This is a genomic window from Alcaligenes faecalis (assembly GCF_009497775.1).
GTDB lineage: Bacteria > Pseudomonadota > Gammaproteobacteria > Burkholderiales > Burkholderiaceae_B > Alcaligenes > Alcaligenes faecalis_D.
Genome location: NZ_CP031012.1, coordinates 2,960,001 through 2,986,990, shown reverse-complemented (window position 1 = coordinate 2,986,990; position 26,990 = coordinate 2,960,001). Strand labels below are relative to the sequence as shown.

Sequence of the window (26,990 nt, the reverse complement as noted above, 5' to 3'; positions counted from 1 at the left end):
ACGTAAAGCTTAAAGCGTGGGCTGGTTGCCGCTCACGCTGGGCGTGGGGGCGGCTTTGTCGGCGTCAGCGGGAGGCGGGGTGTGTTTTCTGCCTGTGTCGCTGCGCTCGAAGGGCTGGCGGTCAGGTTGCTCGTCGCCTTGCCAGCGAACCAGGGTGTCGCCTTCAAACCAGACGGTAAAGGTGCGCTGTTCGCTCTTGCCGTAGCCAGGCTGGTTCAGGTAAGGGTAGTCCCAACGGTCGGCGTGGAAAATGTCCTGCAAGGTGGGCGAACCCAATAGATAGCGGACCTGTTCGCGAGTCATACCTGGTTGCAGGCGGGCCACTTGCTCGGCAGTGATCCAGTTCCCCTGCTGAATGTCGGCGCGGTATGGGAAGCCCCATTTAGAGGATCCGCAGGCGCTCAGGGCGGCGGCAGCCAGGCTGGCTGCGAGTATGGCGCGGATGACAGGAGTGAATGAATTGGCCTTCTTCTGCACGAAATGCCCCAGTAGGAATAAAATCGTTATCATATAAGGGTTTAGGAAAAAGCGCATGAATTGCGCGTTGAACCGCCTCAAGACGAGCTGGTTTTCAACCAGAACGGACTTGAGATCCATCCCCATCAAGATGCGATAATTTAGCCATGAACGATCAAAATGAACTGAAGAACATGGGGCTTAAGGCGACTTTTCCGCGCCTGAAGATTCTGGATATTTTTCGCCGCTCCGATCAGGACGGTCAACGACACCTGAGCGCTGAAGACGTATACCGTCTGCTCATTGCCGAGGAAGTCGATATTGGTTTGGCCACGGTTTACCGTGTGCTGACCCAGTTCGAGCAAGCCGGCATTTTGGTGCGCAGCCAGTTTGACGGCGGCAAGGCCGTCTTTGAACTGAATGACGGCGATCACCACGATCACCTGATCTGCACCAATTGCGGCGTTGTGGAAGAGTTTACTGACAGCAATATCGAAGCCCGCCAGCACCAGGTCGCCAAAGACCACGGTTTTGTGCTGGAGAGCCACACGATGCTGTTGTACGGCATTTGCCCCAAGTGCTCGGAAGCAGGCAAGCAGGCCAAGCCTACCTTGCGCAGTTAATTCATTTGTAGAGGGCCCGCCGGTACGGGATCTGATGATTGGGGGCAGGATAGCCAGGACGGCATCCTGAAAATTCAAAGAACAATCAGATCCGGGCCACAGGGCCTCACGATTGGATACAAAAAAACCACCAGCTGCCTCAGGCGCTGGTGGTTTAGCTTGCGTTTCAACAGCGCTTAACGCTGACGTGCCAGCATTTCCCGCGCATGCTCACGCGTTGTTTGCGTAATTTCCAGACCACCCAGCATACGGGCGATTTCGTCCACGCGTTCGTCTTGCGCCAAAGGACGGATAGAGGAAAAAGTCTGGCCTTGCTCCGTCGTTTTCTCGACCTTCAAATGATGGTTGCCGCAGGCAGCCACCTGGGGCAGGTGGGTCACACACAGAACCTGATGACGTGCACCCAGCTCTTGTAGCAAACGTCCCACTACTTCGGCCACCGCGCCACCCACACCCGTATCCACCTCGTCAAAAATCAAGGTAGGCACACGTGCTGCCTGGCTGGCGATAACCGATAGCGCCAGGGAAATTCGGGCCAGTTCACCCCCCGAGGCCACTTTGGCCAGCGGGCGTGGTGTCACCCCTTCATGACCAGCAACCAGAAATTCCACTTGCTCCACGCCGTGAACTTGAGGTGCGCAAGCGGTCAGGGCAACCTCGAAGCGACCGCCTTGCATGGCCATGGATTGCATCGCCTGGCTAACCTGTTTGCTCAGTTGCACACTGGTTTTGCGTCTTGCCGTGCTTAGCTTGCCGCTAAGCTCCTGATATTGTTTTTCCGCTTGCAGGGCTTTGGCTTGCAAGGCTTCCAGATCAAAAGACTGCTGTAACTGTGCCAACTGTTCCTGCCAGGTTTCCAGCAGGCTGGGCAGTTCTTCGGGCTCCACTTTCAGTTTGCGCGCGGCACTGAAAATGGCGGAAACCCGTTCTTCTGCCTGAGCCAGTCGTTCGGGGTCCAGCTCCATATCACTTAGATAGCTGTTCAGGTCCGACGCCGCTTCGGTGACCGCAATTTGTGCCGACTCCAGCGCATCCACAATGGCCTGCAGGCCAGGATCATGGCGCAGCAGGGCGCTCATTTCGTGGCTGGCTTTACCCAGCAATTGTTGTACCGAGGTTTCCTCGCCGTCCAGAGCCGTCAGGGCCAGTGCACTGCCGTCGATCAGGGCCTGGGCGTGGGACAGGCGGGTGTGTTCTTGTTGCAGCTGGTCCCATTCACCTGCCCGCAGATTCAGGCTGGAGAGCTCGTTAATCTGCCACTCCAGACGTTCCTGCTCGCGCTTGCCCTGTTCGGCACTTTGGCTGGCTTGTTCGACGGCTTTGCGTGCCTGACTCAATTGCTGCCAGGACTGCGCTACTTGGCGCGCCATGGGCAAATGGCCGCCCTGGCTGTCGAGCAGATCGTACTGGCTTTGAGGGTTCATCAGGCTTTGATGAGCGTGCTGACCGTGGATATCCACCAGCAACTCACCCAGTTCGCGCAACTGCGTCAAGGTGGCTGCGCTGCCATTGATGTAGCTGCGGTTGCGACCTTGCTGATCGATCAGGCGGCGCAGGATCAGCTCGTCCGCGACATCGAAGTCACGCTCGCTGAGCCAGCTCTGAATGTCTTGTTCGCAGTCGAAGTGCGCGCTGACTTCGGTGCGCGGACAGCCCTCGCGGATGGCTTTGGCATCGCCGCGTGCCCCCAGCACCAGGGAGAGCGCGTCAATCAGAATGGATTTGCCAGCGCCGGTCTCCCCGGAAAAAACCGTGAAGCCGGAGTCGAAATCAATCGTGGCTTGATCCACGATCACAAAGTCTCGAACGTGCAGGGTACGGAGCATAGGGGTTTATTCGTTTTCGTCGTTAGGCAAAGGGATGTGATTCCAGCCCAGCTTCTGACGCAGGGTGGAAAAAAAGCTGTAGCCCTTGGGATGGATAAAGCGAATGGTGTCCTGGGAGCGACGCACGTCAATGCGGTCTCCCTGCTGACAGTCCGACCAGGTTTGCATGTCAAAGTGCACGCTGCCACCCGATTCCACCCGGCCCAGAGCTGTAATGGTCAGGTTCAGGGTGCCGGTGTCGGGCAGCACAATAGGGCGGTGCGACAGGGTTTGCGGTGCAACCGGCACCAGCAAAAAGGCCTTCACGGAAGGGTGCAGCAAGGGGCCGCTGGCGGCCAGCGCATAGGCGGTCGAACCTGTGGGGGTGGAGATGATCAGGCCGTCGGAGCGTTGGCGGTACATGAAGACGCCATCAAGCTCGACGCGCAGCTCGATCATGCCACCGCGGCCGGCGCGGTTGATGACTACATCGTTCAGGGCCACGCCCGAATACAGCACTTCCCCATCACGCACCACGCGGCCTTCCAGCATGGAACGCTCTTCAATGTCGTACTCGCCTTTCAGAACGCTGAGCAAGGCGTCGTTGGCGTCATTCAAGGGAATATCGGTAATAAAGCCCAGGCGACCATGGTTAATCCCGATCAGGGGAACCTTGCTGTGGGCTAATTCACGGGCAGCGCCTATCATGGTGCCATCCCCACCCATGACGATGGCCAGATCGGCGCGCTCGCCAATTTGGGCATAATCGCTGATGGGCAGTTCGGTAATACCGGCATTCTGGGCGGTTGTGGCCTCCAACAGCACCGAGCAACCAGTGTTGACCAGGGTTTTAGCCAGCGATCGGATGGGCGCATCCAAGCCGGAGTCCTGGTATCTGCCAACAATGGCAACCGTTTTGAAATGCATGGGGCGAAAACCTTATGATTAATGAAATAATGGCGATCAGTGGATTATAGAGTTGCCACTCTAGGCTTGGCTGTAAGATTCTCCCCTTTATCATGCAGAGCTGGTGTTTTTAAGTGACGTACGCGACATGGATGACAGAGCAAATGCCTTGTTGAAGGTGCTGATCGAACGCTACATTGCCGACGGTCAGCCGGTAGGGTCCCGTACCTTATCAACCATTTTTGATTTTTCCCCGGCCACGATTCGTAATGTGATGGCCGAGCTGGAAGGCCTGGGCCTGATTCATAGCCCGCACACCTCGGCGGGGCGTATTCCCACGCCCAAGGGCTACCGTTTGTTTGTGGATCGTCTCCTGGCTGCCGAACGTTTCGAGCGGCCCGATGCTCGCAACCTTAGCCAGTACCTGCCTTTTGACGAGCCCAACCGGGCCGTGAGTTCCGCGGCTTCCTTGCTATCGAATCTGTCGCAGTTTGCCGGTGTGGTGCTGGCGCCGAAAAAAGCGCAGACCTTCAGGCAGATTGAATTCATTCGCCTGTCCGACAAGCGGGTGTTGCTGATTATCGTCACGCCGGATGGCGACGTGCAAAACCGTATCCTGTTTGTGCCGCGTGATTATCTGGAGCAGGAACTGGTCGAGGCCAGCAACTTCTTCAATCAGCATTTCTCGGGCATGTCCTTCGAGTCAGTCAAGCTGGCCTTGTCGCAGGAACTCAGTTCCTTGCAGGTGGATATTTCGCGTCTGATGCAACAAGCCGTGGATGTGGGCAGTCATCAACCCGATAGCGAAGAAGCTGTGGTGATTGCCGGTGAAAGCAAGCTGTTGAACGTGACAGAGATGGTGGCGGACATGGACCGTTTGCGCCGCCTGTTTTCCCTGTTCGAGAAGAAAACCGATCTGCTGCACTTGCTGGATGTCTCCAGTCAGGCCGATGGCGTGCAGATTTATATCGGTGGGGATTCCCAGCTTTTGCCCTTGGACGATGTGTCCGTCATTACCGCGCCGTATGGCGTGGATGGCAAGGTCGTGGGCACACTGGGTGTGATCGGGCCATCCCGGATGGCGTATGATCGTGTGATTCCTATCGTGGACATTACGGCTCGGCTATTGTCCAATGCCTTGAGCCATCACTCTGCCAGTTAAGGGTTGGACCTTCAGCCTGTTGTTGGGCTGAAGGCAATCTGGCTGTCTAACGCACTAATCATCATGCCCAAGTTGTTTGCCTCTCCTTATTTGCCCGAAGCGCAGGACGCCGATATGTTCAATGCCCAGGCTCCGGTACGCGAGGCCGGACCTGTCGGTATTTTGCTGGTTAATCTGGGTACACCGGACCAGCCGGATGCCGCGTCCATTCGTCGTTATCTGGGCGAGTTTCTGTCCGACCCCCGGGTTATTGAAATCCCGCAGCCGCTCTGGCAGATCATTCTGCGTCTGTTCATCTTGCCGCGCCGCCCCAGCAAGCTGGCACCGCGCTACAAGGACATCTGGTTGCCTGAAGGTGCGCCCTTGCTGGTCTACAGCCAGGCACAGGCAGATGGCCTGCAGGAGCTGCTGCAATCACAAGGCCACGATGTGAAGGTGGAGCTGGGTATGCGTTATGGCAACCCGTCCATTGCCAGCGGTCTGGATAAATTGAAAGCAGCGGGCTGCGAGCGAATTTTGAGCCTGCCCCTGTATCCGCAGTATGCGGCCAGCACCACGGCCACGGCGGTGGACTGTGTGTCCGAACATCTCAGCAAGCAGCGCAATCAGCCTGAGCTGCGTTTCCTCAAGCGTTATCACACGCACCCGGATTATATCGGCGCGCTGGCGGCGCAGATTCGTCGTTATTGGGACGAGCATGGCAAGCCAGAGCGTTTGTTATTGAGTTTTCACGGTTTGCCGCGCCGCTGCGTGGAGCTGGGTGACCCTTATTACCGCGACTGCCGCGAAACCGCGGACGCCTTGCGTGCGGCGCTGGATGAGCCTGCCGTAGACGTGCATATGGCCTTTCAAAGCCGCTTTGGCGCGCAGCGCTGGCTGGAACCCTATACCGAGCCAACGTTGCGCGAATGGGGCAAGCAGGGCGTGGGGCGTGTGGATGCTGTCTGCCCCGGCTTTCTGGCCGATTGTCTGGAAACACTGGAAGAAATCCAGGTGGAATGCCGCGATGCCTTCCTGGAAGAGGGCGGTCGCGAGTTCCATTACATCCCTTGTCTGAATGACGATCCACAATGGATTGAGGGCCTGGGACGGCTGGCCGTGCAGCACCTGGGAGGCTGGTTACCCAGTCGTCTGGTGCCAGCCCGATAGCGGTATTTGAAGTTTTTGAAGGGCCTGGCCAGCAAAATATGCAGGCAGGTCTTGAACTGGGGGCAGATGCCCCCATTTTTATGCGATCAACGAATTCTGTAGTGGAGATACATCGAATGGCTACACATGCCGATCCCAATAAGCCTCTGGACGGGGAAGTGACGGAAAACACGCCTGAGCAGGCATCTGCTGTCGGGCAAGACCAGCCAGAGATTTTGGCTCAGCAGCCGGAAGAAAGTTCGGCTGATCTGGCCACCGAGTTGGCCCAGGCCCAGGAAAAAGTGTCGCAGTACTACGACCAGTTGCTGCGTGCCAAGGCCGAAGTGGAAAACATTCGCCGTCGTGCGGATGATGATGTCTCTAAAGCCCGCAAGTTCGGTACCGAGTCCTTTGCTGAAAGCCTGATCCCCGTGCGCGACAGTCTGGAAGCCGCCCTGGCCCAGACCGAGCAAAGCACGGACGCCTGGAAAGAAGGCGTGGAAACCACCTTGCGTCAGCTGAACAAGGCTTTTGAGCGCAACAACCTGAAAGAAGTGGCTCCACAAGCCGGTGACAAGTTTGATCCGCACCTGCATCAAGCCATTTCGGCTGTGCCTTCGGAGTTTGAAGAAGGCGCGGTTGCCCAGTTGCTGCAAAAGGGCTACACCATTTCGGATCGCGTTTTGCGTCCCGCTTTGGTGATGGTGTCGGCCCCCAAGTAATAGAGCCAGCCTGACTGTGTCAGCAGGCTGTCCGGAATGAATGCTTTTTCGGACCTGCTGCTTGCATAGTGAAAAAAATAAGGCCACTGCTCTTGAAATGCACGGAGAGTTCCCCATATGCATTTCATCAAATAATTTGCTTTCGCAATCAATCTTTTAGTCAGGTAAAAAATCATGGGCAAAATCATTGGTATTGACCTTGGAACCACCAATAGCTGTGTATCGGTGTTGGATGGCGACCAGGTTCGTATTATCGAAAATGCCGAAGGCGGTCGCACGACCCCTTCCATCGTGGCTTACATGCAGGATGGCGAAATCCTGGTTGGCGCTCCTGCCAAACGCCAGGCGGTCACCAACCCCACCAACACCATCTTCGCTGTCAAGCGTTTGATCGGTCGTAAGTTCACTGAAAAGGCAGTTCAGACGGACATCGAGCACGTGCCTTACACCATTGCTGCTGCCGACAACGGCGACGCATGGGTGGAAGCTCAAGGCAAGAAGATGGCACCTCAGCAAGTGTCCGCCGACATCTTGCGCAAAATGAAGAAAACCGCCGAAGACTACCTGGGCGAAGAAGTAACCGAGGCCGTGATTACCGTGCCTGCTTACTTTAACGACAGCCAGCGTCAGGCAACCAAGGACGCAGGCCGCATTGCTGGTCTGGAAGTCAAGCGCATCATCAACGAGCCAACCGCTGCGGCTTTGGCTTTCGGTCTGGACAAGGCTGAAAAGGGTGATCGCAAGATTGCTGTGTATGACTTGGGCGGCGGTACGTTTGACGTGTCCATCATCGAAATCGCTGATATCGATGGCGAGAAACAGTTTGAAGTACTCTCCACCAACGGTGACACCTTCCTGGGTGGCGAAGACTTTGACAAGCGCATCATTGACTACATCATTGCCGAGTTCAAGAAAGAAAGCGGCGTGGATCTGTCCAAAGACGTGCTGGCCTTGCAGCGCCTGAAAGAGTCCGCTGAAAAAGCCAAGATTGAGCTGTCCTCCACGCAGCAGACCGAAATCAACTTGCCTTACATTACGGCAGACGCTTCCGGTCCCAAGCACTTGAACCTGAAGATCACTCGCGCCAAGCTGGAAGCGCTGGTTGAAGACCTGATCGAACGCACGATCGAGCCTTGCCGCGTGGCCATCAAGGACGCCGGTGTGAAGGTTTCGGAAATCGACGACGTCATCCTGGTCGGCGGTATGAGCCGTATGCCCAAGGTGCAAGAGCGCGTTAAAGAGTTCTTTGGCCGTGAACCACGTAAAGACATCAACCCTGATGAAGCTGTTGCCGCTGGTGCAGCCATTCAAGGTTCCGTGTTGTCGGGCGACCGTACTGACGTTTTGCTGCTGGACGTGACTCCTCTGTCCCTGGGTATTGAAACCCTGGGTGGCGTCATGACCAAGATGATCCAGAAGAACACCACGATTCCTACGCGTCATTCGCAAGTGTTCTCCACGGCTGACGATAACCAGCCTGCTGTGACCATCAAGGTGTTCCAGGGCGAGCGTGAAATCGCTGCCGGTAACAAGGCTCTGGGCGAGTTCAATCTGGAAGGTATTCCACCAGCAGCACGTGGCCTGCCACAGATTGAAGTGACCTTCGACATCGACGCCAACGGTATCTTGCACGTGTCCGCCAAAGACAAGGGCACAGGCAAAGAGAACAAGATCACTATCAAGGCAAACTCCGGTTTGTCCGACGAGGAGATCGAACGCATGGTGAAAGATGCCGAAGTGAACGCGGCTGAAGACCACCGTATCGCTGAACTGGCAGTTGCTCGCAACCAGGCTGAAGCCTTGATCCACTCGACCCGCAAGTCCATGACGGACTACGGCGACAAGCTGGAAGCGGAAGAGAAAGAAGCCATCGAAAAGGCAATCGCTGATCTGGAGGAAACTCTGAAAGAAGGCGATAAGGAAGCCATCGACGCCAAGGTGGAAGCACTGGGTGTGGCCTCGCAGAAACTGGGCGAGAAGATGTACGCCGACATGCAGGCTCAAGCCGCAGCACAGGAAGGTGCTGAAGGTACAGCCCAGCAGCCCGCCGACGAGAACGTGGTCGACGCTGACTTTAAAGAAGTCAAACGCGATCAGTAATTGCGAGCCTGAATAAGGTTCCCTGGCCCGATCTTTGGCGGCATACGCTGGAGATCGGGCATTATTATTCAAACAGCGGCGTTTAGACGTCGTTAATCAAACATGGCAAAACGCGATTTATACGAAATTCTCGGTGTGGCCAAAAATGCGACGCAGGATGAAATCCGCAAGGCGTATCGCAAGCTGGCCATGAAGTTCCACCCTGACCGTAATCCGGATAGCAAGGACGCCGAGGAAAAGTTCAAGGAAGCCAAGGAAGCGTACGAGATCCTGTCCGACGAACAGAAACGCGAAGCCTATGACCGCTATGGTCATGCCGGAGTCGATCCCAATGCCGGCATGGGCGGTATGGGTGGCGGCATGGGCGGGGCCGGATTTGCAGACGCCTTTGGCGATATTTTTGGCGAAATCTTTGGTGGTGGCGGCGGACGTCGCGGCGGTGGCCCTCAGGTTTACCGTGGTGCGGACTTGCGCTATTCGCTGGATATCAGCCTGGAGCAGGCAGCAGCCGGTTTTGATACTGAAATTCGTGTACCTAGCTGGGAAAACTGCGAAACCTGCTCGGGTTCGGGTGCCAAGCCCGGTACCTCTGCACAGACTTGCCGTACCTGCCAAGGCAGTGGCGCAGTCCGCATGCAGCAGGGCATTTTCAGCATGCAGCAAACCTGCCCGACCTGTCACGGTAGCGGCAAGGAAATTCCTGATCCCTGCGTGGTGTGTCACGGCGAAGGCAAGGTCAAAAAGACCAAGACTTTGCAGGTCAAGATTCCGGCCGGTATTGATGATGGCATGCGCATTCGCTCCAGCGGCAATGGCGAACCTGGCGTAAACGGTGGTCCTGCCGGTGACTTGTATGTGGAAATCCGCATCAAGCCGCACGGTATTTTCCAGCGTGATGGCGAGGATCTGCATTGCGAGCTGACCATCCCCTTTACCACGGCGGCCTTGGGCGGAACGGTGGAAGTGCCTACCCTGACAGGGCGTGGCGAGATCACCATCCCTGAAGGCACCCAAGTGGGCAAGACCTTCCGTTTGCGCGGTAAGGGTATCAAGGGCTTGCGCTCCAGCTACCCCGGTGACTTGTACTGCCACATTCAGATCGAGACACCTGTACGTCTGAACGAAGAGCAAAAGAAATTGCTGCGTCAGTTTGAACAGGCCTTGAGCGATGGTGGCGTCAAGCACTCGCCCAAAAGCGAATCCTGGACGGACAAGGTGAAGGGTTTCTTCTCCTGAATCCTGCAAGGGAAAGCAAAATAAAAAAGCCCGGTACGAAAGTACCGGGCTTTTTTTTATGCCTGCCTGAGCAGGCCTTGTGCTGCATCCATCAGGGTTGAGCTTCCAGAGCCGCTGGGACGCCAGTTGGAGCTGGAGCGGGTGCCTCTTGCTCTGCTGCCTGAGCCTCAGGCGCCGCAGCACCTTGCTTCTGGCGCTCATGGTCGGCGGCAATTGCCACTACCATTTCCTTGGGCTTCAGGTATTTGCGAAGAACGGCATTGACCTGTTCTGCATTGAGCTTTTGCAGATCCTGGTCCATTTTTTCGGACCATTCAAAGCTGCGGCCCAGATCCAGGTAATTCAACCAGGCGCTGCTGACGACGGTGTCCTGGCTGCGCGACAAGCGACGGTAGTTCAGCAAGGCATTCACGCCTTCCTTGACCTCTTGCTCGCTAAAGCCATCTTTCAGTGTTTGCGCCAGCACTTCGTTGATGGTCTTGCCCAGCTTTTCGCTATTGCTGGGAGCGTGAATGGCATACACCGTCCACGTACCATTAGGCTCATAGCTGGACGCATCCACCTGGCTGCGTACGTTGTAGGACAGGCCATCTTCCACACGCACGCGGTTCCACAGGCGTGAGGTCTCGGACAGACCCAGCAAGTAGTTGGCCAGATAGACAGCCGGGAAGTCGGCATCGCTGTCTTGCAGCTTCAGGCCCAGATCCGCCAGATAGAAAGCGTTGGCCTTGTCCGGGGTGTTGATGTCAAAGACCTTGGGAGCCACGGTTTGCAGCGGATTGTCCGGACGCTGGTAGGCCGGGGCTTTGCGCCAGCCTTTCAAGCCATCAGCCAAAGCCTTGCGAACCTCTTCCTTGTCAAAGTCACCCACGGCGCTAAAGGCGACATCACCCGTACCGTAGAACTTTTGATGGAAGTCTCGCACCTGTTTGATGCTTACCGCCTGGACTCGCTCTATGCCTTCTTCAAAGCTGGGCGTGTAGCGGATATCGTCTTTGGGCCATGGGTTGGTATAGCGTTCAATCGTCTGGCTTGCCAAAGCAGCAGGCTCGGTGCTGGCCGATTTCAGATCGGTGACCACGGCTTGCTGATATTTCTTCAGCTCGTCTTCGGGGAAGTTTGCGTTGCGCAGCACGTCCAGCGCCAGAGCAATGGCTTTCGGCAGGTTCTCGCGGTTGGAGGACAGCGTCAGGTACAAGCGACCATTGGAGCCGCTGGTGCTGAACTGAGTTTGCATGGCGGTGAACTGGTCGGAAATCTGTTCCCGGTTCAGTTTCTTGGTGCCGGTGCTCAGCAGGCTGGCGACAGCCGCAGCGGTAGCGGTCTGGTTCTTGAGCTGATCAGGCGAACCAAACTTGAAGGACAAGCGCGCTTCCACGCGTTCTGCGCGAGTGCCCTTGGGCAGCAGTGCCATTTTCACTTCACCCAGATCCTTGCCCAAGGACAAGGGCTGCAGATCGGTGCGAGCCATGATGTTGGCCGGGCTAGGATCAAAGGCTTCTACTGTCTTGCCACCGTCCTTGCCCGTGTAGTCCTGCACCAGCTTGGCTACATCAACGGTGGTGGCTTCAGGAGCGCGCAGCGGTTTTTCCGTGGGGATGTACAAACCATTGCTGCGGTTGCTGGCGACCAGCCAGGTCTCCAGGGCCTTTTGAACTTGTGGCAGCTTGGCGGCTTCTACCCGGTCGCGCTGCAGGAAGAACAAACGCCAGTCGCCGCTGGCTGCTGCTTCTGACAGCGCGCTGGCCAGGCTGGACGGGTTGGCATAGGTTTGTGTCCAGCCCGTCATCCACTGGCTGCGGATGCGTTCCAGATCCGTATCTTTCAACGGGGACTTGGCCAAGCCTTCCAGCGTGTCATTCATGGCCTTCAAGGCCTTTTGCTGATCCATATCGGGTTTCAGCTCGGCACCAAACAGGGCGTAGCCCGGATCGTGGCTTTCGGAATCAAAGCTGAATACGCTGGTGGCCAGGTTCTTGTTGACCAGATTCTTGTACAGCTGCCCGCTGGGGGTGTCGCCCAAAGCGCTGATACCCAGGCTCAAGTTCATGTATTCCGGGCTGGCGGCGCTGGGCAGGTGATACAGCGACATGATCAGCGGTGCACCACCGTGACGGCGCAAGGTCACCGTGCGCGTGCCGTCCTGGACGGGTTCAACTGTGTATTCGGGGCGCAACGTGCGAGTGGGTTTGGGGATGGAGCCAAAGGCTTTGGCAATATTGTCCAGCGTTTGCTCTGTGTCGAACTGCCCGGTCACAAACAGCACGGCATTATCGGGCTGATAGTAGTCGTGGTAGAACTTGCGCAGCTGTTCAATATCCACGTTTTCCACGTCGGAGCGGGCACCAATCGTGGTTTTGCCGTAGCTATGCCATTGGTAGGCAGCGGCTGTCAGCTTTTGCATCAGAACACGGAAAGGGCTGTTTTCACCGCTTTCCATTTCATTGCGCACCACGGGCATTTCCGCTTCCAGATCCTGCTTGTCGATCAGGGCGTTGACCATCACGTCGGCCTGCCAGTCCAGATACCACTTCAGGGTTTCGGGATCCGCGGCGAAGCTGGCGAAGTAATTGGTGCGGTCGCTGGAGGTGGTGCCGTTGGCTTCCAGGCCGCGCTTGGAGAATTCACCCAGCGCATTGCGCAAGGTAGGCGTACCGCGAAACAGCATGTGTTCCAGCAGGTGAGCCATGCCGGTTTGCCCGTAGTTCTCGTGTCGTGAGCCGACCAGGTACGTCATGTTGACGGTGGTCGTGGGTTTGGAGTCGTCTGGGGCCAGAACAAGGCGCAGGCCATTGTCCAGAGTGTATTGAGTGACGCCTTCGACAGAGGGGCCTTGGGCCAGACCTGCGGGCAGGGCATAGGCTGCCAGCGAACTGGACAGCAACGCAGCCCCTGCAAGATGGCGCAGGCGCAGGGCGGCAATCAGTACAGAGAGTTTCATGAACACATCCTTACGGTTTTAGCGATGAAAAAGCCAGCTCAGCCGACCAGTGTCTTTTGTAGCATGGGGCCGTTTAGCTGGGTAGGCAGCGCTCCCTGCAATTAGCGGGGCTTAACAAAAAAAAGCCCACCAGGGACACTGGTGGGCAAAACAGCAAGAAAACGATGCCACTCTTTTAGTTGGGTTTGTGTTTCAGTCTTTCCAATGCATTCTTGCGCAGGTGAGCAAGGCTCTTGGAGAGAAAGTCGTACAGCGCACTTAACTGCTTGGGGTTGTAGTGTGCCGTGGCCTCCATGATGTGATATGCGGGCAGATCCATCTCAGCGATCAGGCGTTTGCAGCGTTCCGGGTTGGGATACAGGCTGGTCATGCGCCCGTCGCGCGGGTGCGGCTTGCGCAGCAAATACCCGGCACTTTCCAGACGAGTGATCAGAGCTTGCGTACCACTGGGGCTCAGGTCCAACAACTGGGCTAGTTTGCCGGGAGACAGGGGTTTGAGCTCCAGCACAAATTCCAGTGCCTTGTATTCATTCAGGCTCAAACCCGCTGCTTGTGCCAATTGGTGCTTGTTGGCTTCCTGGTAGATATCAAACTGACGCAGCATCATGCGCACAATGTCGTTTTGCATATGCCCTGATAAAACCTCATCCCTTGCTTCCGGCTCGGTCCATTCAGTTGTCAGGGGCTGTTTATTGGGCATATGCACACATCCTTAGCGCGGGGGAGCGCCCAGCAAACCGTTAACCAGACCCGTGACGGGGCTTAGCAGACCGACATGGGGGGCGGCGACCGTGTTGCCGGGAGGCGTTTCGGTCGCGGCTGCGGGTGGGCTAAGCAAACCATTGCCCAGCAGACCGGTGATGGGAGCCAGCAAGCCCTGGCTGTTGGCACTGTCTCCACCAAGACCGCCAGTCACGCTGCTGACCAGGTTGGTGACAGGGGCGAGCAGGCCAGCGTTTGCTTCACTGCCGCCTGTCAGCCCTCCAGTCAGGGAGTCGGCCAGATTAGTGACGGGAGCCAGAAGGCCATTCGCGCCGGTATTGCCACCAGTCAATCCGCCTGTCAGCCCATCGACCAGATTGGTGACGGGGGCTAATAAACCGGCATTGCTATTGAGTGCCGTAGTTTGAGCGCCGAGCAAAGGTTGCAGCTGATTGCCGCCATGCAAGAGAGCATCGGTTGTAGCGGCAAGGCTACCCGTTAAGTTTTCCAACGTGGAGCTGATTGGGTAGGGATTGTTGGGGTCGCTATGGAGCAGGCCTCTTGCGCTACCGACCGTGTCACTGACTCCATGAAGCAAGGTGCCAGCTGCTTGTCCTGCGTTGAGTGGGAGGTTGGCGTTTTCAATGATATTGCCCAGAACATCGATAGCTTCAGCCGAGATTGTAATTGGCTCACCCACTGCATTCAGGACGTACCCTTTATCAATCGCCTCAAGGATTCGATTTCTCGCGATATCTAATTCTTTTATGTTTACAAGCCCATCAAGGGTCGCTCCAACGTACTGCCCACCACGTTTCATCCCGAAGGGAAGGATGTTGTCTGCAGCTTGGCCGGTATTCATCAACGCTGTTTCCATAGGTCCATGAGGGGTAGCCATCGTGTTGGCTATATTTGGGTTTGGACTTCGGCTTGCGACAGAAGTTGGGGGCGGGTTGCCGCCTTTAAAAAGAGAATCGGTGACCGCCGCTACAGTGCCAGTTGCATGCCCGACAACCGAGATTAAAGGGTCTGGGCCATTGGGATCGCCTTGCAATAGGGCTCCCACGCTCTCGACGGTATCACTAAGGCCCGTCAATAATCGGCCACCAGCTTGCCCGGCGTTCAGTGGCAGAGGGGTTTGTTGAATACTGTTTCCTGCTTGGTCCAGGACAGTTTGGGCGGTGTTCACGACAGGTTTGACTGTATCGGTATAAACGTAGCCTAGACTGAGGGCGTCTCTCATGCGTCTGAAATAGTCCAGAGTGCGCGTGGTTTGTCCATCCACAGCCTGTCCAACGAAGCCAGCGGGCTGGTACAGACCCAAGGGAGCGAAGTTATCTACTGCTTGCCCTACATTCCCCAGGCCGGTTTCAAATAGGCCTGGAGGTGGGGTAGTAGTCATCAGGTTCTGATTCAGGTTCAGATTCGTTGGAATCGTTAGAGGAATACCACCCAGCAAATCGGCCTGAGCAGTCATGGAAAACAGACTGGCTGTCAGGCTGAGCAAAACGATCCTGCTGGATGTAAAACGTGTCTTTGTAGTCATGACGTACTCCATCTGAAGATCAGGATTGCTCAGGCATTTCAGAAGTGAATGGGTGAGTTCCTGAGGATAAGGGCTGGGGCGGTGTACGCCCCAGCCTGTTGCTTAGCGAGGACTGCCCAGCAAGCCACCGAGAAGGCCGGTTACCGGGGCCAGCAAGCCGCCGTTGTTGCTGCCTGCAGCGGCTCCACCACCAGCGCTTACGCTGCCAGAGGCGCCCACTTCAACCGAGGCAGTGACACCGCCCAGCAGTCCGCTGACCAAACCAGTTACAGGAGCCAGCAAGCCACCGTTAGCGGCATCGCCACCATTCAGGCCGCCAGTCAGACCACCGACCAGGTTGGTCACAGGAGCCAGCAAACCGCCGTTGGCACCTTCACCACCACCCAGTCCACCGGTCAACCCACCGACCAGATTGGTAACGGGAGCCAGCAAACCGCCGTTGGCACCTTCACCACCGCCCAGACCGCCGGTCAAACCACCGACCAGGTTGGTAACAGGAGCCAGCAAACCGCCGTTGGCACCTTCACCACCGCCCAAACCTCCGGTCAGACCACCGACCAGGTTGGTCACGGGGGCCAGTAGCCCGCCGTTAGCGCCTTCGCCACCACCCAGTCCACCCGTCAAACCACCGAGCAGCCCTGTGACGGGAGCCAGCAAACCGCCATTGGCGCCTTCACCACCACCCAAACCGCCCGTCAGGCCGCCGAGCAAGCCGGTGACAGGGGAGAGCAAGCCGCCTTCGCCATTACCTGTCAGCCCACCGGTCAGGGAGGCGACGGCTTGTGTGGCGCGATTCAGGGTGTTGCCCAGCGGGTTCGTATTGCTATCGGTTTGGTGAACCAGACCACCGACCGAAGTCACTGCCTGGCCCAGGTTGCCGATCGCACCGCCCAGACCCAGAGAGGCTGCGCTATCCAGTTGAGTGCCTACATTGGCCAAGGCACTGCCTACTCCGCCCAGCAAGGCATTGATCGGCTGACCAACTCCCAGGCCATCACTTACTTGTTGAGTGACATGAGTGACCGTGGCACCTACGGGGGCCACCACGGTATCCAGGGTCTCACCGACATTGCCCAGGATGGGGTTCAAGCCAATCGGCAAGATGTTGTCGACGGTTTGACCCACGTTGGCCAAGGAGGGCTCAAGAATGGGGGCGGCATCCGTACCGTTCAGTAAACCACCCAGACCCAGTTGGCCGGTGATGGGGTACAGCAAGCTGCCTTCGCCCAGCAGGGAGTCGGTCAGGGCGGCTACACCGCCAGTTGCGTGCCCCAGTACTGCTGTCAGTGGGTTGGGGTTGCTGGCATCCGCATGCAGCAAGCCACCTGCGCTACCTACCGCATTACCCAACCCGTTCAGAAGACCGCCCACGCCCTGGCCCAGATTCAGAGGCAGACCGCTATTGCCCAACTGTTCGCCCAGGTTGGCAACAACGCCACCTGTTTGACCCAGCAGGCTGTTCACGGGTTGGCCCAGGCCAGTTGCGCCGCCAATCTGTTGAGTCAGGCCTGTGGCTGTGTTGACGACGGGAGAGACGACCTTGTCCAGTGTCTTGCCCAGTTTGCCGCCGGTATCTTGTAGACCAATTGGCAATACGTTATCGACGGCTTCGCCGACATTATTCAGAGTGGTTTCCAGTGCGCCTGGAGTGCGAGTGGGAGGGTTGCCGCCGTTATCACCACCGCCGTTATCACCACCGCCGTTGTCGCCACCGCCGTTGTCGCCACCGCCGTTATCGCCGCCGCCGTTGTCGCCACCGCCGTTGTCGCCACCGCCGTTGTCACCACCGCCGTTGTCACCACCGCCGTTATCGCCGCCGCCGTTGTCGCCACCGCCGTTGTCACCACCGCCGTTGTCGCCGCCGCCGTTGTCACCACCGCCGGTGCCACCACCGTTGTCTCCACCCCCCGTGCCGCCACCGTTATCTCCGCCACCTGTACCGCCTCCGGTACCAGGATCTGGGTTGGTTGGGACAGGGTTGTCGGAACCGCCCGACGAGCCGCCACCTGTGGTGCTGCTGCAGGCGGTCAAAGCCAAAGTGCTGACCATCAAGGTGGCCAGGAGGGTCAGGCGCAGGCCTGGTTTCTTGCTGTCTGTATTTTTATGCATTGCTTGCTCCAATAAATGATCGGGGTACTTGCTTGCTTCCTGAATCTAGTTAAAGCAATTCGCGTGCCAATTTATGGAGGTGTCTGCAAGCCTCGTGTGCTCTGGGTTTGACAAGAAGTAGGAGAAAAAAAGAGGGCTATTTGTTACGGGTTTTGGGGCCTGGGCGGAACGTGTTACGTAACAAAAAAAGAACCGCTGACAAGCAGCGGTTCCTTAGGGGCAGAGCAGGGTGCTCAGGAGGCTCGAGGCACCAGGGCTTTGGCATCCAGCCAGGCTTTGGTGTTCTGCCTGAAGGTGCTCATGCTATCGACCAGAAAGTCGTACATGGCAATCAGCTGAGCCGGGTTCTGGTTCGCTGCTGTGTTGATTGCCTGGTTGATAGCGCGCTCTTTCACAGCCAGGACTTCACGGCATTTGTCCATTACCGGGTGCAAGGCAATTACGCGCTTATCCAGGGGATGACGGCCGCGGGTGATGTAGCCCCGGTGTTCCAGACGGTTGATCAGGGCGCTGACACCACTGGCACTCAAGTCCATCAAGTGAGCCAGTTGGCCCGTTGGCAAAGCATCGAACTCCATGATGTATTCCAAGGCCTTGAAGTCATTCAAGGGGATATTCGCTTCTTCAGCCAAGCTGGCTTTCAGAGCTTCTGCGTAGATGGTGAACTGACGGCCCAGCATCTTGCCCAGATCCATCAACATCTTTTCCGACAACATGCTGTGCTCATCATTGTGTGAAGACCAGTTGGAGCGGGCCCCGGCGCTTTGCGCGCCAGGGTGAAAGCTCACTGGCAAACTGACCGGGTTCATGACTTTATTCATCATTTCCGGCCACCTCCCAGCAGGCCACCGACCAGGCCCGTTACCGGAGCCAGCAGGCCGCCATTGGCTTGTCCGCCACCGGCTGCGTCGCCACCAACCGAAACACTGCCTGTAATGCCACCCAAGAGACCTGTAACTGGAGCCAGCAAGCCACCGTTAGCACCGTCACCGCCGTCCAGTCCGCCCGTCAAGCCGCCGACCAGATTGGTGACCGGAGCCAACAATCCGCCATTGGCGCCTTCACCGCCACCCAGTCCGCCTGTCAAACCACCGACCAGGTTGGTGACGGGAGCGAGCAAGCCGCCGTTAGCACCGTCACCGCCGCCCAGTCCGCCCGTCAAGCCACCGACCAGGTTGGTGACCGGGGCCAGCAATCCGCCATTGGCGCCTTCACCGCCACCCAGTCCGCCTGTCAAACCACCGACCAGGTTGGTGACCGGGGCCAGCAAACCGCCGTTGGCGCCTTCACCGCCACCCAAGCCACCCGTCAAACCACCCAGCAGGCCGGTTACAGGAGCCAGCAAGCCACCGTTAGCTCCTTCGCCACCACCCAGACCACCCAACAATCCGGTCACGGGAGCCAGTAAACCGCCACCTTCTCCGCCTGTGATGCCGCCCAGTCCACCCGTCAGGGAAGCGACGGCCTGGGTGGCGTGATTCAAGGTATCACCCAAGGGATTGGTGTTCGCATCTGTCTTGTGCAACACGCCGCCTACCGAGGCGACGGCTTGACCCAGATGGTTCACCACACCGCCCAGTCTCAGTGGTGCTGCATTGTCCAGTTGGCTGCCCATATTACCCAAAGCGCTACCGACACCACCCAGCAAGGCGTTGATCGGTTGGCCAACACCCAGGCCATCACCCACTTGTTGAGTCACATTGGTGACGGTGGCAACTACAGGCGCCACAGTGTTGTCCAAAGCGCCACCCACATCACCCAGAATCGGGTTCAGGCCCAGCGGCAGAATGTTGTCTACGGTTTGTCCGACATTGCCAAGTGCAGGTTGCAGGACAGGCTCACCGCCATCTGCCAGCAAGATACCGCCTAGGCCTAGTTGTGCTGTCAGTGGATGCAGCAGGCTGCCTTCACCCAGCAAGGAGCCGGTCAGCACTTCTACGCCTTTGGTGGCGTGGTGCAGTGTGTTGCCCAATGGATTGGGGTTCTTGGGATCGTTGACCAGCAAGCCGCCGACCGAACCCACAGCCTGACCCAGATGGGACAGCAGGCCGCCTGCACCCTCACCCAGATTCAGGGGCAGGCCGGTTTTGCCCAGTTGATCGCCCAGATTGGTCACAACACCGCCGACTTGAGTGGTCAGGCCGTTGACGGGTTGTCCCAGGCCGGTCACACCACCGACGGTGCGGGTGGCATCTGTCACGATATTGGTGACGGGTTTCAGGGCACCATCCAGCGTTTTGCCTAGCTGATCGCCTGTTTTGCTCAGGTTCAAGGGCACCACGTTGTCGACGGCCTGGCCCAGATTGCCCAGTGCATTTTGGGTCAGGCCATTGCCTTTGCCACCACCGTTGTTTCCGCCGTTATTGCCGCCGCCATTGTCGCCACCGCCGGTACCGCCGTCGCCGGGGTTGGGCAGGTTGGGGTCAACCACGGGTGGGCGAACCGACACATCCAGACCGTCGCGCACACCGCCGCGCGAGGAGCAGCCGGCCAGAACGGCGGCGCTGATGACCAATGTAGCGACAACGGCACGTTGCAAGTTGCGTTGTACCGAGGCGTTTCTTGCTGAATTCCTTGCTTTCATGTCTGACTCCGATTTGAAGTGTAAGCACGCCCTCCAGGGGCTGTTGATAGACATGAAGCAAGTAACGTGCCAAGTTTTGTTTTTGCTGTTTTGTTTTGTTTTTATTGTTATTAATCAGTGTGTTGTGGTGATTTTCTGTTTTTTTGGATAAGGGTTTCAATAAATTCCAAGGTCGGTTCAAGCTTGTTTGGGGCCGTTTCTGTGGGGTGTTCCGTTCCTGTTACGTAACGTTTTTCGTAACACCTGAGGCCAAAATCTGCCGAGATGGAAAACAAAAAAGGCCATCTTGCGATGGCCTGAAGGAAAAATTGGCAGTAACAGTGCCTGCAGGAAGATTGTTAAAAGCCGTCGTAGAAGAACAGAAAGTTGGTGTTCAAGCGAACTTTGCGTTTGTCGGAGTTGACCGGCAAATCCCCCAGCGGTTTGGCGATGTTGATATCAAACAGATAGTGTTTGTTATTGGACAGCCGCACCCCAATGGCAGCGGAACGCAGGCTGCGGTTGTTGTAGCTGTTGAGCCGGTCCAGGTTGTACCAGGCACGAGCCCAGTCGTAGGCAATATAGGGTTGAATGTTATTGAGCCAGGTGGAGGAGTTCGTAAAGCGTCGGTTGATTTCCAGCGTAGCACCTACGCCCTTGTCGCCGGCGAGCTCGCCTTGCGGATAGCCATAACCATGCCGCCAGGCACCAAAAGAAACCTGCTCAGAGTTCGGCAAGACGTTTGAGCTGTACTGGCCGCTGGCTGAAAAGCTCATGCCAAATTGACCGGGCAAGGCCAGATTCTGCTTGAAGGAGGCTGTCCAGCGGGTGAAGTTCAGGTCCAGATCGGACTCGGCGTCACGCTGCAAATAAGTGTTCAAGGTCTTTCGTGCACCCATGGCATCCAGACCCTTGTACACCCCCAGATTGACCTCGCGAGACTGGCGCTGGGAGGCATCGGTATAGCGCATTTCGGCCTTCAGCGCGCGCACGTCCGTGGTGTTCTCTATCCAGGCATTCTCCAGCGTCTTATGGGTGTAATCGTCCAGGGAACGGCTGGCATAAAAGCCTGCTGTCCCTTTTAGGCTGCGCTGATTGTTCAAAATAAAGGGGTAGCTGATCGCCGCCCCGATGCGCTCGTTGATGACTTTGCGGTTCCAGCCCTGGCTTTCCAGCACTTCATCGCGCGGCTTGGAGCGGTAGTGATAGCCATCAATTTCCAGATTCAAGCCATTGCCAGTCAGGGGAATGGTCAGGTTGCCGCTGACGTACTTCACGTCTTCGGAACTGGTGGGAATGGCGGCAGTCAGCTTCAGCTCTTCGCCTAAAGGTGTCAGGCTATTGGCGCTTAATTGCACCAGCGCCTGTTTGCTGGAGCCCATTTCCGCGACACTGGCATTGGCGCTGAAAGATTTGTGCTGCGCATTGATGACCAGCTCCGAGGCACCATCGGTGCGTACGGGCATGTCCAGCTTGGGATCTATTTTCAGGCCGGGCACGGTGCGCAGCAGATTCATGGTGCGCTCCAGCGTGCGTTGGGTAAGCGGTTTTTCATCCACCATGGCCTGGGCGATGCGTTCGATGCGGGCTTGGCTGCGGCCTGGATCGCCTTCAATGCGAACGCTGCCTACATGGCCTTCCACCACTGTGACCTTGACATGCCCTTGCGAGAAGTCCTGCTGCTGCAAGATGGCAAAAGACAGGGGGTAGCCCTGCTGCTGATACAAGGCGGTGATCTTGTTCACCTCGTTGATCAGCTGGGCAATGCTGAGCGTTTTACCGGCCAGGGGTTCCAGAATAGCGGTGACTTGCTCAAAAGGAATACTGCGACTGCCGCTGACATCAAAGCTGCGTACCACCACTTGCAGTTGTAGCTGTTGCTGCAACTGACTCTGGGCGGCAGCGGGTGGAATGTTTAAAGACGGTGCACGCGTGCTGGGGGCTGGGGCATTAATGGGCGGCAAGGAGTCGACCGGGTTCCCCCGCAAGGGGGCATCCGCCCAACTTTCTGAACAGGTGGTGGCCAGGCCCACAAATAATCCCAGGCTCACAATCAGGCTGGGATTATTTTTTCTAAGGAAGGCCAGTGACAAGTGATGCTTGGGATTCATATTCATTAATCATTATTCGCTGTAAATCGGGCGCTTTTTTCTACTGTGCCGTAGTTTATCTTCGCTGTCACTTTTTGCTGTTTGAAAGCAGGGTATTTCCTCTTAGTGCTTTAAAACACTTTAACTATTACATTTTGAAACGTAAAAAAAATAGCCCTGATTTAGCTCGTTAGCAAACAGTCCTTTATCTCTGTATTCATGCTTACTTGAGGCTGCACGGGTTTTCCCTTGCTGGCAGCAATAAATTGAAAAAAAGCTACTTTCTTTCAAGTAATTAAAGTTGACGTCCCGCTACGTTGAGAGAGCATGATGTATGTATTCTTGTTGCATTCTGAAATGATAAAAACAGTAACATTAACAAGCTTTGACACAATATAGGTAAGTAAAGGTTTCAAATTAGCTGTTTTTTGGCCTTTTTCCATGAGATTTCAGCTGTTGTAAATACACAATCATGCGTTTTTCGTATCTTTGGGCTAGAATTCGTTTGTGTATTTGATGTTTGTTACACGTAAACCCTAGTAAAAACATAGACATACATGGGTTTAGGATGATTTCATCTGAAAAATACAAAAATTGATAACAGTTAGCAGTGGAAGTTGCCAAAGTTGGCAAAGTGTTGTGCCCCAAGGGGCCTCTAATCCTCGCTATTGAGGGTGATTTTTTCTTTTTAAATGGGGACAGTCATGAAGACTCAACTTCAGCAATTCTGGAATGATGAAGACGGTGCAACGGCTATTGAGTACGGCCTGATCGCAGGGCTGATCGCTGTGGCGATTATTGCTGCCTTGACAGCACTGGGTGCTGATCTGCGTGCTATGTTTACTAAGGTTTCTGAGTCTGTGAGGGCCGGGACAAGTGGAGCCAGTAGTGCTGGTGGTTCGGGTGGTTCAGGTGGTGCAGGCTAATTAATAAGAGTAGTTTTGTTTGAGCATCAGCCAATTCAAGTGTGGCTGAGATTTTTAGCTTGAATGGCTGATGCTTATGCCCGTTTTAATTAAGCTTTCTTTTATTTTCATTCTGCTTTTCTTTTCCGTTCAGATTATCTACAACGATCTGAAACTCCGGAAAATTCCTAATGCTTTATTAGTTTTTTATGGTTTGGCGGTTCTGCTGCACAAGGTTCTTGTCAGTGTGTCCTATGGCCTTCCCTGGGGATGGGTGGCGGGCTGGATGGACTCCCTGATTGGTTTTGCTGCCGCCTTGATCGTGTTTTATCCAATCTGGTTATTACGTTTGATGGGTGCGGCCGATGTGAAGCTGATGGCTGTGCTGGGCCTGGCCCTGGGGTGGAAAGAAGCAGGCATGGTGGTGTTGTTTGGCACGGTACTGGCCGGTTTGCATGCCTTGGTACTGGTGCTGATTCCATCCTTGGAACGTAAGTACGGATTTGCTTTGCCGGGAACCCGAGTCAAGGCACGTAGTGTGCCTTTAGGGGCGTGGTTATCCCTTGCAACAATGGGGTGGGTATGGATTCAAAATCAATAAAGCCCCCACGAGAGGGCCAATTAGCAAAGCGGCGTGGCGTAGATAAAAAATACCAATACGGGGCCTACGCGCTGGAATTTGCATTGGTTTTTCCATTGTTGTTTCTCTTCATGTATGGCTTGCTGACATTCGGTCTGATCATGACCGCTCAGCAATCTCTTAATTTTGCGGCCGAATCCGGTGCCCGCGCTGCCTTGCTTGAGCCCGGCGCAGGGGCAGGTGGCCCTATGCTCAGTCCAGATCGCCTGCAAGCACGTGCCAATCGGGCCAAGGAAGTGGCCGCCGATCAGGTTCAGTGGTTAAGCAGTTGGGTGGGGACTGAGCATGTACGCATCACCACGGATCTGCTCAGTGATGAGTTGCGTGTAGGCATTGTGTACGACTACCTGCAAGCCCCGCTGATTCCCCGTTTTGCTCCCGATACCTTGTTTGCGCTGGTGGTTCCCGAACAACTGAAGGGCCATGCGCAGATCAATCTGCTGGTCGCCGGTGAAGTGGGCGCAGCGGGGAGTACGCCATGACGCGCGTAGTCCATTTCCTTCCTGCCGCACAACGCCAGCAAGGCGTTGCCGCCATCGAGTTTGCCTTGATGGTCGGGATTCTGTTGTTGATCTTCAGCGGCATCATCACCTTCAGCTCCTTGTTTCTGGCCAAACAAAAAATGGACCATCTGGTCGGTGACCTTTCTCGCCAAGCGACCATGCAGGTCAAAAACGCCGATGAGCTCGCACCCTTTGTGAATCAGGAACTGGCCAGGAACTATGGCAGGGGCCAAGCCAAGAGCGATGCGTTCTTGCACTGGTTTGGCGACCTGAGTGCGGATGTTCAATCCCAGGCCTGTGCCTCGGAGCCTCAGTACGACTGCGCCCAGCTTTCCCTGAAGCTGGAGATTGAACCCGGAATTCTTTCTACAACCCTGGATCTGCTCAGACCGCAAGAGGATCAGGCAGATCAACTGCGCAGCTTAAGCGCCAAGACACTACTCGTACTCAGGAGACCACATTAATGAGCGGCATTATGAAGGGGGCGGCAGTCCTTTTATTGCTGATCGCAGCCGTATTGGTTGCGTTTGCCTTGTACCTGGGCATGAAGCCTAAACCCGAGGTGGTCCAGCCTGTGCTCAGCACGCAAAGCGTAGAGCCCGCAGCTAACCTGCAGGCGGTGGTCGTGCTCAAACGGGATCTGAAAGCCGGGGAAACCTTGCAGGCTGATGCCCTGGAATTGGCACAGTGGCCTGCGGCTCCTGCGCAATCCTTCAACACGCTGGAAGCCTTGAGCGGCAAAACCCTGCGTTTTGACCTGGGCCAGGGGCAGCCTGTGTTGAGCAGCTTCATCGCCAAAAGTCTGGCCAGCTACCTGGAAGAGGGCGAGCGCGCCGTCAGCATTCCCATTGATGTGATTACCGGTGCCAGCCATCGGGTAGAGCCGGGTGATCTGGTCGATATCTTCATTACCTTCAACAGCGGCAACGAAGTCAAAGACACCCAGGCCCGCTTGTTGATGCCACGCGTACGCGTACTGGCTTATGGTGGTGCCTCGTTGTCCGGGCCAGATCCGGCAGAAGCCAATGCGACCAATCGTGCCGAGACCCAGGCGCGCCACGCCATGCTGGCCGTTCCCCTGGAATCGGTGAATGAACTCTTGCTGGCCAGCCGAAGCGGCAGCCTGCAACTGGTCCTGCGTGCTCCCAAGGACGAGAGCCTGCCGGACGCTTCCTTGTTCCCTGAATTTGCGGGCTTGATTCCCGCGCGTGCTGGTCTGGATGCCGATCAGCGCGATGCCTTGAAACTGCCGGACAACCGCGCCATGGCCGGTTTGGGCTTGCGTGAGTTTGCGATCAGCCAGACCGAAAAAGAACAGGTGCAGGCACGAGCCCTGGCCAGTGGAGAACCGCATGCTGCGCCAGTGCGCCGTACGGAAGTCATCCGCGGGGGCCGTTTAGAGGTCATTCAGTATTAAGCAATACAGAGCTTGTTGTGGGGACGGGTCAGCCTGCCAGTGAGGGCTGACGGGACGCGACGCAAGGCAGCATGGATTAAACACATGAGACAGAAAATCAAAAAAGCAGGTCTGGGTTTGGGGTGCTGGTATGCGCTCTGCTTGTCGGGTTTGGCACCGGTGCCTGTCATGGCGCAAACGGCTCAAACCAGCGCCAGCCAGAAGGTGATACGCCTGGTAGCCAACGATCAGGATATTTTGCGTTTGTCGCAAGTGCCGCAGCGTGTGGCGATCAGCGATGAAAGCGTGGCGGATGTGCAAATTCTGTCCGCATCGGCCGGGCAGCGTGGTGAGGTGCTCCTGATCGGTAAGCGCGCAGGCACGGCGGATTTGCGTGTCTGGATGCCAGGCCGCACGAATCCGGATCGCTGGACGATTGAAGTAACCAGTCAGGTGCAACAGCAACTGGCGCAATCAGGTCGGCCCATGTCGGCGCAGGTCTCCAGCGCCGGGCAACAGGCTTTGATTACCGGCAGCAGCCCGTCTTTGCTGGACCATCAGGATGCCATGGCCGCCGCACGTTCCGGCGCTGGTCCGGATGCGCCGGTGCTGGACCTGTCCGAGGTCAGCACCAGCGGCATGGTACAGGTGGAAGTCAAAGTGGTGGAAGTTTCCCGCGAAGTCATGAAAGACATTGGCCTGAGTGCCAATGCCATTGGCGGCAAGCCCTGGTCGGGCGGGGTGAACTTGTTGCCCAAGGCTTTAACGGGTGGATTGAGCCTGGGGTACAACTCGAGCAACTTCAGTGCGACCTTGAATCTGCTGGAGCAAAATGGCCTGGCCCGTGTGCTGGCTGAGCCGACTTTGGTGGCTATGTCCGGTCACAGCGCCAGCTTTCTGTCCGGTGGCGAAATCCCTATCCCCAGTTCGGGCGGTTTGGGAACAACGACGGTGGAGTACAAACCTTTCGGGATCGGTCTGACGGTAACGCCAACGGTGTTGTCTCCCGAACGTATTGCCCTGAAGGTTGCCCCTGAAGCCAGTGATCTGGATTACTCGAATGTGGTGCAAATGCCCGGTGGTGGCGTGATGCCTTCTTTGCGTACCCGTCGAGCCGATACGACCATCGAGCTGGGTGATGGCCAGAGCTACATCATCAGTGGTCTGGTGTCGCGCCAAACCGCCGCTGCCGTCAAAAAGATCCCCTTTCTGGGTGATTTGCCGATTCTGGGCAGTTTTTTCCGCAACGTGCAGTACAGCCAGAAAGAGCTGGAACTGGTCATTGTTGTCACTCCCCGTCTGATCAAACCTATCCAGAAAGGCGCCACGATTGCCTTGCCGGGTGGTCGTCAGGAAAAACTGGATGACGCTCCCAATGCCTGGGGCTACTTCTTGCTGGGCCGCCATGGTTACGAGCAGATGCCAGGGTTTTCGCGCTAAGCGCGTGGAGTGGTGAC

General features: G+C 56.6%; 22 protein-coding genes. 12 read left to right on the top strand and 10 right to left on the bottom strand.

The genetic code is table 11. From position 1 onward, the window contains the following. Positions 1–9: 9 nt before the first annotated feature. Positions 10–444 carry an outer membrane protein assembly factor BamE gene (locus DUD43_RS13895; protein ID WP_416202951.1) on the bottom strand — a complete coding sequence of 145 codons (435 nt, stop codon included), beginning with the start codon at positions 442–444 and terminating at the stop codon, positions 10–12. A 179-nt stretch (positions 445–623) separates the two neighbouring features. Between DUD43_RS13895 and fur the strand changes: the two genes are divergently transcribed. After that, complete coding sequence (gene fur, locus DUD43_RS13890; RefSeq protein WP_035272094.1) at positions 624–1,079, top strand: ferric iron uptake transcriptional regulator; 456 nt, start codon at positions 624–626, stop codon at positions 1,077–1,079. Positions 1,080–1,255: 176 nt separating this feature from the next. Here the strand turns inward: fur and recN are convergent, their stop codons facing one another. Both recN and DUD43_RS13880 read right to left on the bottom strand, forming a co-directional pair. After that, a complete protein-coding gene (recN, locus tag DUD43_RS13885; protein ID WP_153230733.1) occupies positions 1,256–2,905 on the bottom strand; it encodes a DNA repair protein RecN in 1,650 nt (549 codons plus the stop codon). A 6-nt stretch (positions 2,906–2,911) separates the two neighbouring features. Beyond that, positions 2,912–3,811 (bottom strand): NAD kinase, encoded by a 900-nt coding sequence (locus DUD43_RS13880; protein ID WP_153230732.1) that lies wholly within the window; start codon positions 3,809–3,811, stop codon positions 2,912–2,914. A 127-nt stretch (positions 3,812–3,938) separates the two neighbouring features. On the opposite strand from DUD43_RS13880, the gene hrcA reads away from it, so the two are divergent. The 5 genes from hrcA to dnaJ all read left to right on the top strand — a co-directional run bounded on the left by hrcA (position 3,939) and on the right by dnaJ (position 10,138). Continuing rightward, on the top strand, positions 3,939–4,952 hold the full coding sequence (hrcA, locus tag DUD43_RS13875) for a heat-inducible transcriptional repressor HrcA (protein WP_153230731.1): 1,014 nt from the start codon (positions 3,939–3,941) through the stop codon (positions 4,950–4,952). A 63-nt stretch (positions 4,953–5,015) separates the two neighbouring features. After that, positions 5,016–6,101, top strand: a complete 1,086-nt coding sequence (hemH, locus tag DUD43_RS13870) for a ferrochelatase (protein WP_153230730.1) — start codon at positions 5,016–5,018, stop codon at positions 6,099–6,101. A gap of 116 nt (positions 6,102–6,217) precedes the next feature. Further along, positions 6,218–6,802 (top strand): nucleotide exchange factor GrpE, encoded by a 585-nt coding sequence (gene grpE / locus DUD43_RS13865; RefSeq protein ID WP_153230729.1) that lies wholly within the window; start codon positions 6,218–6,220, stop codon positions 6,800–6,802. A gap of 174 nt (positions 6,803–6,976) precedes the next feature. Continuing rightward, positions 6,977–8,902, top strand: coding sequence for a molecular chaperone DnaK (gene dnaK / locus DUD43_RS13860; RefSeq protein WP_153230728.1), 1,926 nt, complete (start codon positions 6,977–6,979; stop codon positions 8,900–8,902). A gap of 102 nt (positions 8,903–9,004) precedes the next feature. Further along, a complete protein-coding gene (gene dnaJ, locus DUD43_RS13855; protein WP_009459542.1) occupies positions 9,005–10,138 on the top strand; it encodes a molecular chaperone DnaJ in 1,134 nt (377 codons plus the stop codon). 91 nt (positions 10,139–10,229) lie between these two features. Here dnaJ and DUD43_RS13850 read toward each other — a convergent pair whose 3' ends face one another. The 7 genes from DUD43_RS13850 to DUD43_RS13820 all read right to left on the bottom strand — a co-directional run bounded on the left by DUD43_RS13850 (position 10,230) and on the right by DUD43_RS13820 (position 22,110). Further along, positions 10,230–13,079, bottom strand: a complete 2,850-nt coding sequence (locus tag DUD43_RS13850) for a M16 family metallopeptidase (RefSeq protein WP_153230727.1) — start codon at positions 13,077–13,079, stop codon at positions 10,230–10,232. Positions 13,080–13,254: 175 nt separating this feature from the next. Next, the gene (locus DUD43_RS13845) at positions 13,255–13,707 is read right to left on the bottom strand and encodes a MarR family winged helix-turn-helix transcriptional regulator (RefSeq protein ID WP_228125801.1); all 453 of its coding nucleotides are present in this window, start codon (positions 13,705–13,707) and stop codon (positions 13,255–13,257) included. 84 nt (positions 13,708–13,791) lie between these two features. Beyond that, positions 13,792–15,327 (bottom strand): hypothetical protein, encoded by a 1,536-nt coding sequence (locus tag DUD43_RS13840; RefSeq protein ID WP_194273397.1) that lies wholly within the window; start codon positions 15,325–15,327, stop codon positions 13,792–13,794. 102 nt (positions 15,328–15,429) lie between these two features. Next, positions 15,430–17,436, bottom strand: a complete 2,007-nt coding sequence (locus DUD43_RS13835) for a collagen-like triple helix repeat-containing protein (RefSeq protein WP_228125800.1) — start codon at positions 17,434–17,436, stop codon at positions 15,430–15,432. Positions 17,437–17,669: 233 nt separating this feature from the next. After that, positions 17,670–18,260 (bottom strand): MarR family winged helix-turn-helix transcriptional regulator, encoded by a 591-nt coding sequence (locus DUD43_RS13830; protein ID WP_228125799.1) that lies wholly within the window; start codon positions 18,258–18,260, stop codon positions 17,670–17,672. Further along, entirely contained in the window at positions 18,257–20,020 is a 1,764-nt protein-coding gene (locus DUD43_RS13825) for a collagen-like triple helix repeat-containing protein (protein ID WP_228125798.1), read from the bottom strand. The genes DUD43_RS13830 and DUD43_RS13825 overlap by 4 nt, the downstream gene beginning before the upstream one ends. A gap of 338 nt (positions 20,021–20,358) precedes the next feature. Beyond that, the gene (locus DUD43_RS13820) at positions 20,359–22,110 is read right to left on the bottom strand and encodes a ShlB/FhaC/HecB family hemolysin secretion/activation protein (RefSeq protein WP_228125797.1); all 1,752 of its coding nucleotides are present in this window, start codon (positions 22,108–22,110) and stop codon (positions 20,359–20,361) included. Positions 22,111–22,793: 683 nt separating this feature from the next. On the opposite strand from DUD43_RS13820, the gene DUD43_RS13815 reads away from it, so the two are divergent. From DUD43_RS13815 to DUD43_RS13790, 6 genes are all read left to right on the top strand, one after another. Then, entirely contained in the window at positions 22,794–23,015 is a 222-nt protein-coding gene (locus DUD43_RS13815; RefSeq protein ID WP_153230724.1) for a Flp family type IVb pilin, read from the top strand. A gap of 70 nt (positions 23,016–23,085) precedes the next feature. Then, on the top strand, positions 23,086–23,595 hold the full coding sequence (locus tag DUD43_RS13810) for an A24 family peptidase (protein ID WP_228125796.1): 510 nt from the start codon (positions 23,086–23,088) through the stop codon (positions 23,593–23,595). Further along, the gene (locus DUD43_RS13805; RefSeq protein WP_228125795.1) at positions 23,577–24,116 is read left to right on the top strand and encodes a TadE/TadG family type IV pilus assembly protein; all 540 of its coding nucleotides are present in this window, start codon (positions 23,577–23,579) and stop codon (positions 24,114–24,116) included. The genes DUD43_RS13810 and DUD43_RS13805 overlap by 19 nt, the downstream gene beginning before the upstream one ends. Then, positions 24,113–24,601, top strand: coding sequence for a TadE/TadG family type IV pilus assembly protein (locus DUD43_RS13800; protein WP_153230723.1), 489 nt, complete (start codon positions 24,113–24,115; stop codon positions 24,599–24,601). The genes DUD43_RS13805 and DUD43_RS13800 overlap by 4 nt, the downstream gene beginning before the upstream one ends. Continuing rightward, positions 24,601–25,554: a Flp pilus assembly protein CpaB gene (gene cpaB, locus DUD43_RS13795; protein ID WP_153230722.1), complete on the top strand. Its 954-nt coding sequence runs from the start codon at positions 24,601–24,603 to the stop codon at positions 25,552–25,554. Before DUD43_RS13800 ends, cpaB begins: the two co-directional genes overlap by 1 nt. 84 nt (positions 25,555–25,638) lie before the next feature. After that, complete coding sequence (locus DUD43_RS13790) at positions 25,639–26,973, top strand: type II and III secretion system protein family protein (protein ID WP_153230721.1); 1,335 nt, start codon at positions 25,639–25,641, stop codon at positions 26,971–26,973. Positions 26,974–26,990 lie beyond the last annotated feature (17 nt).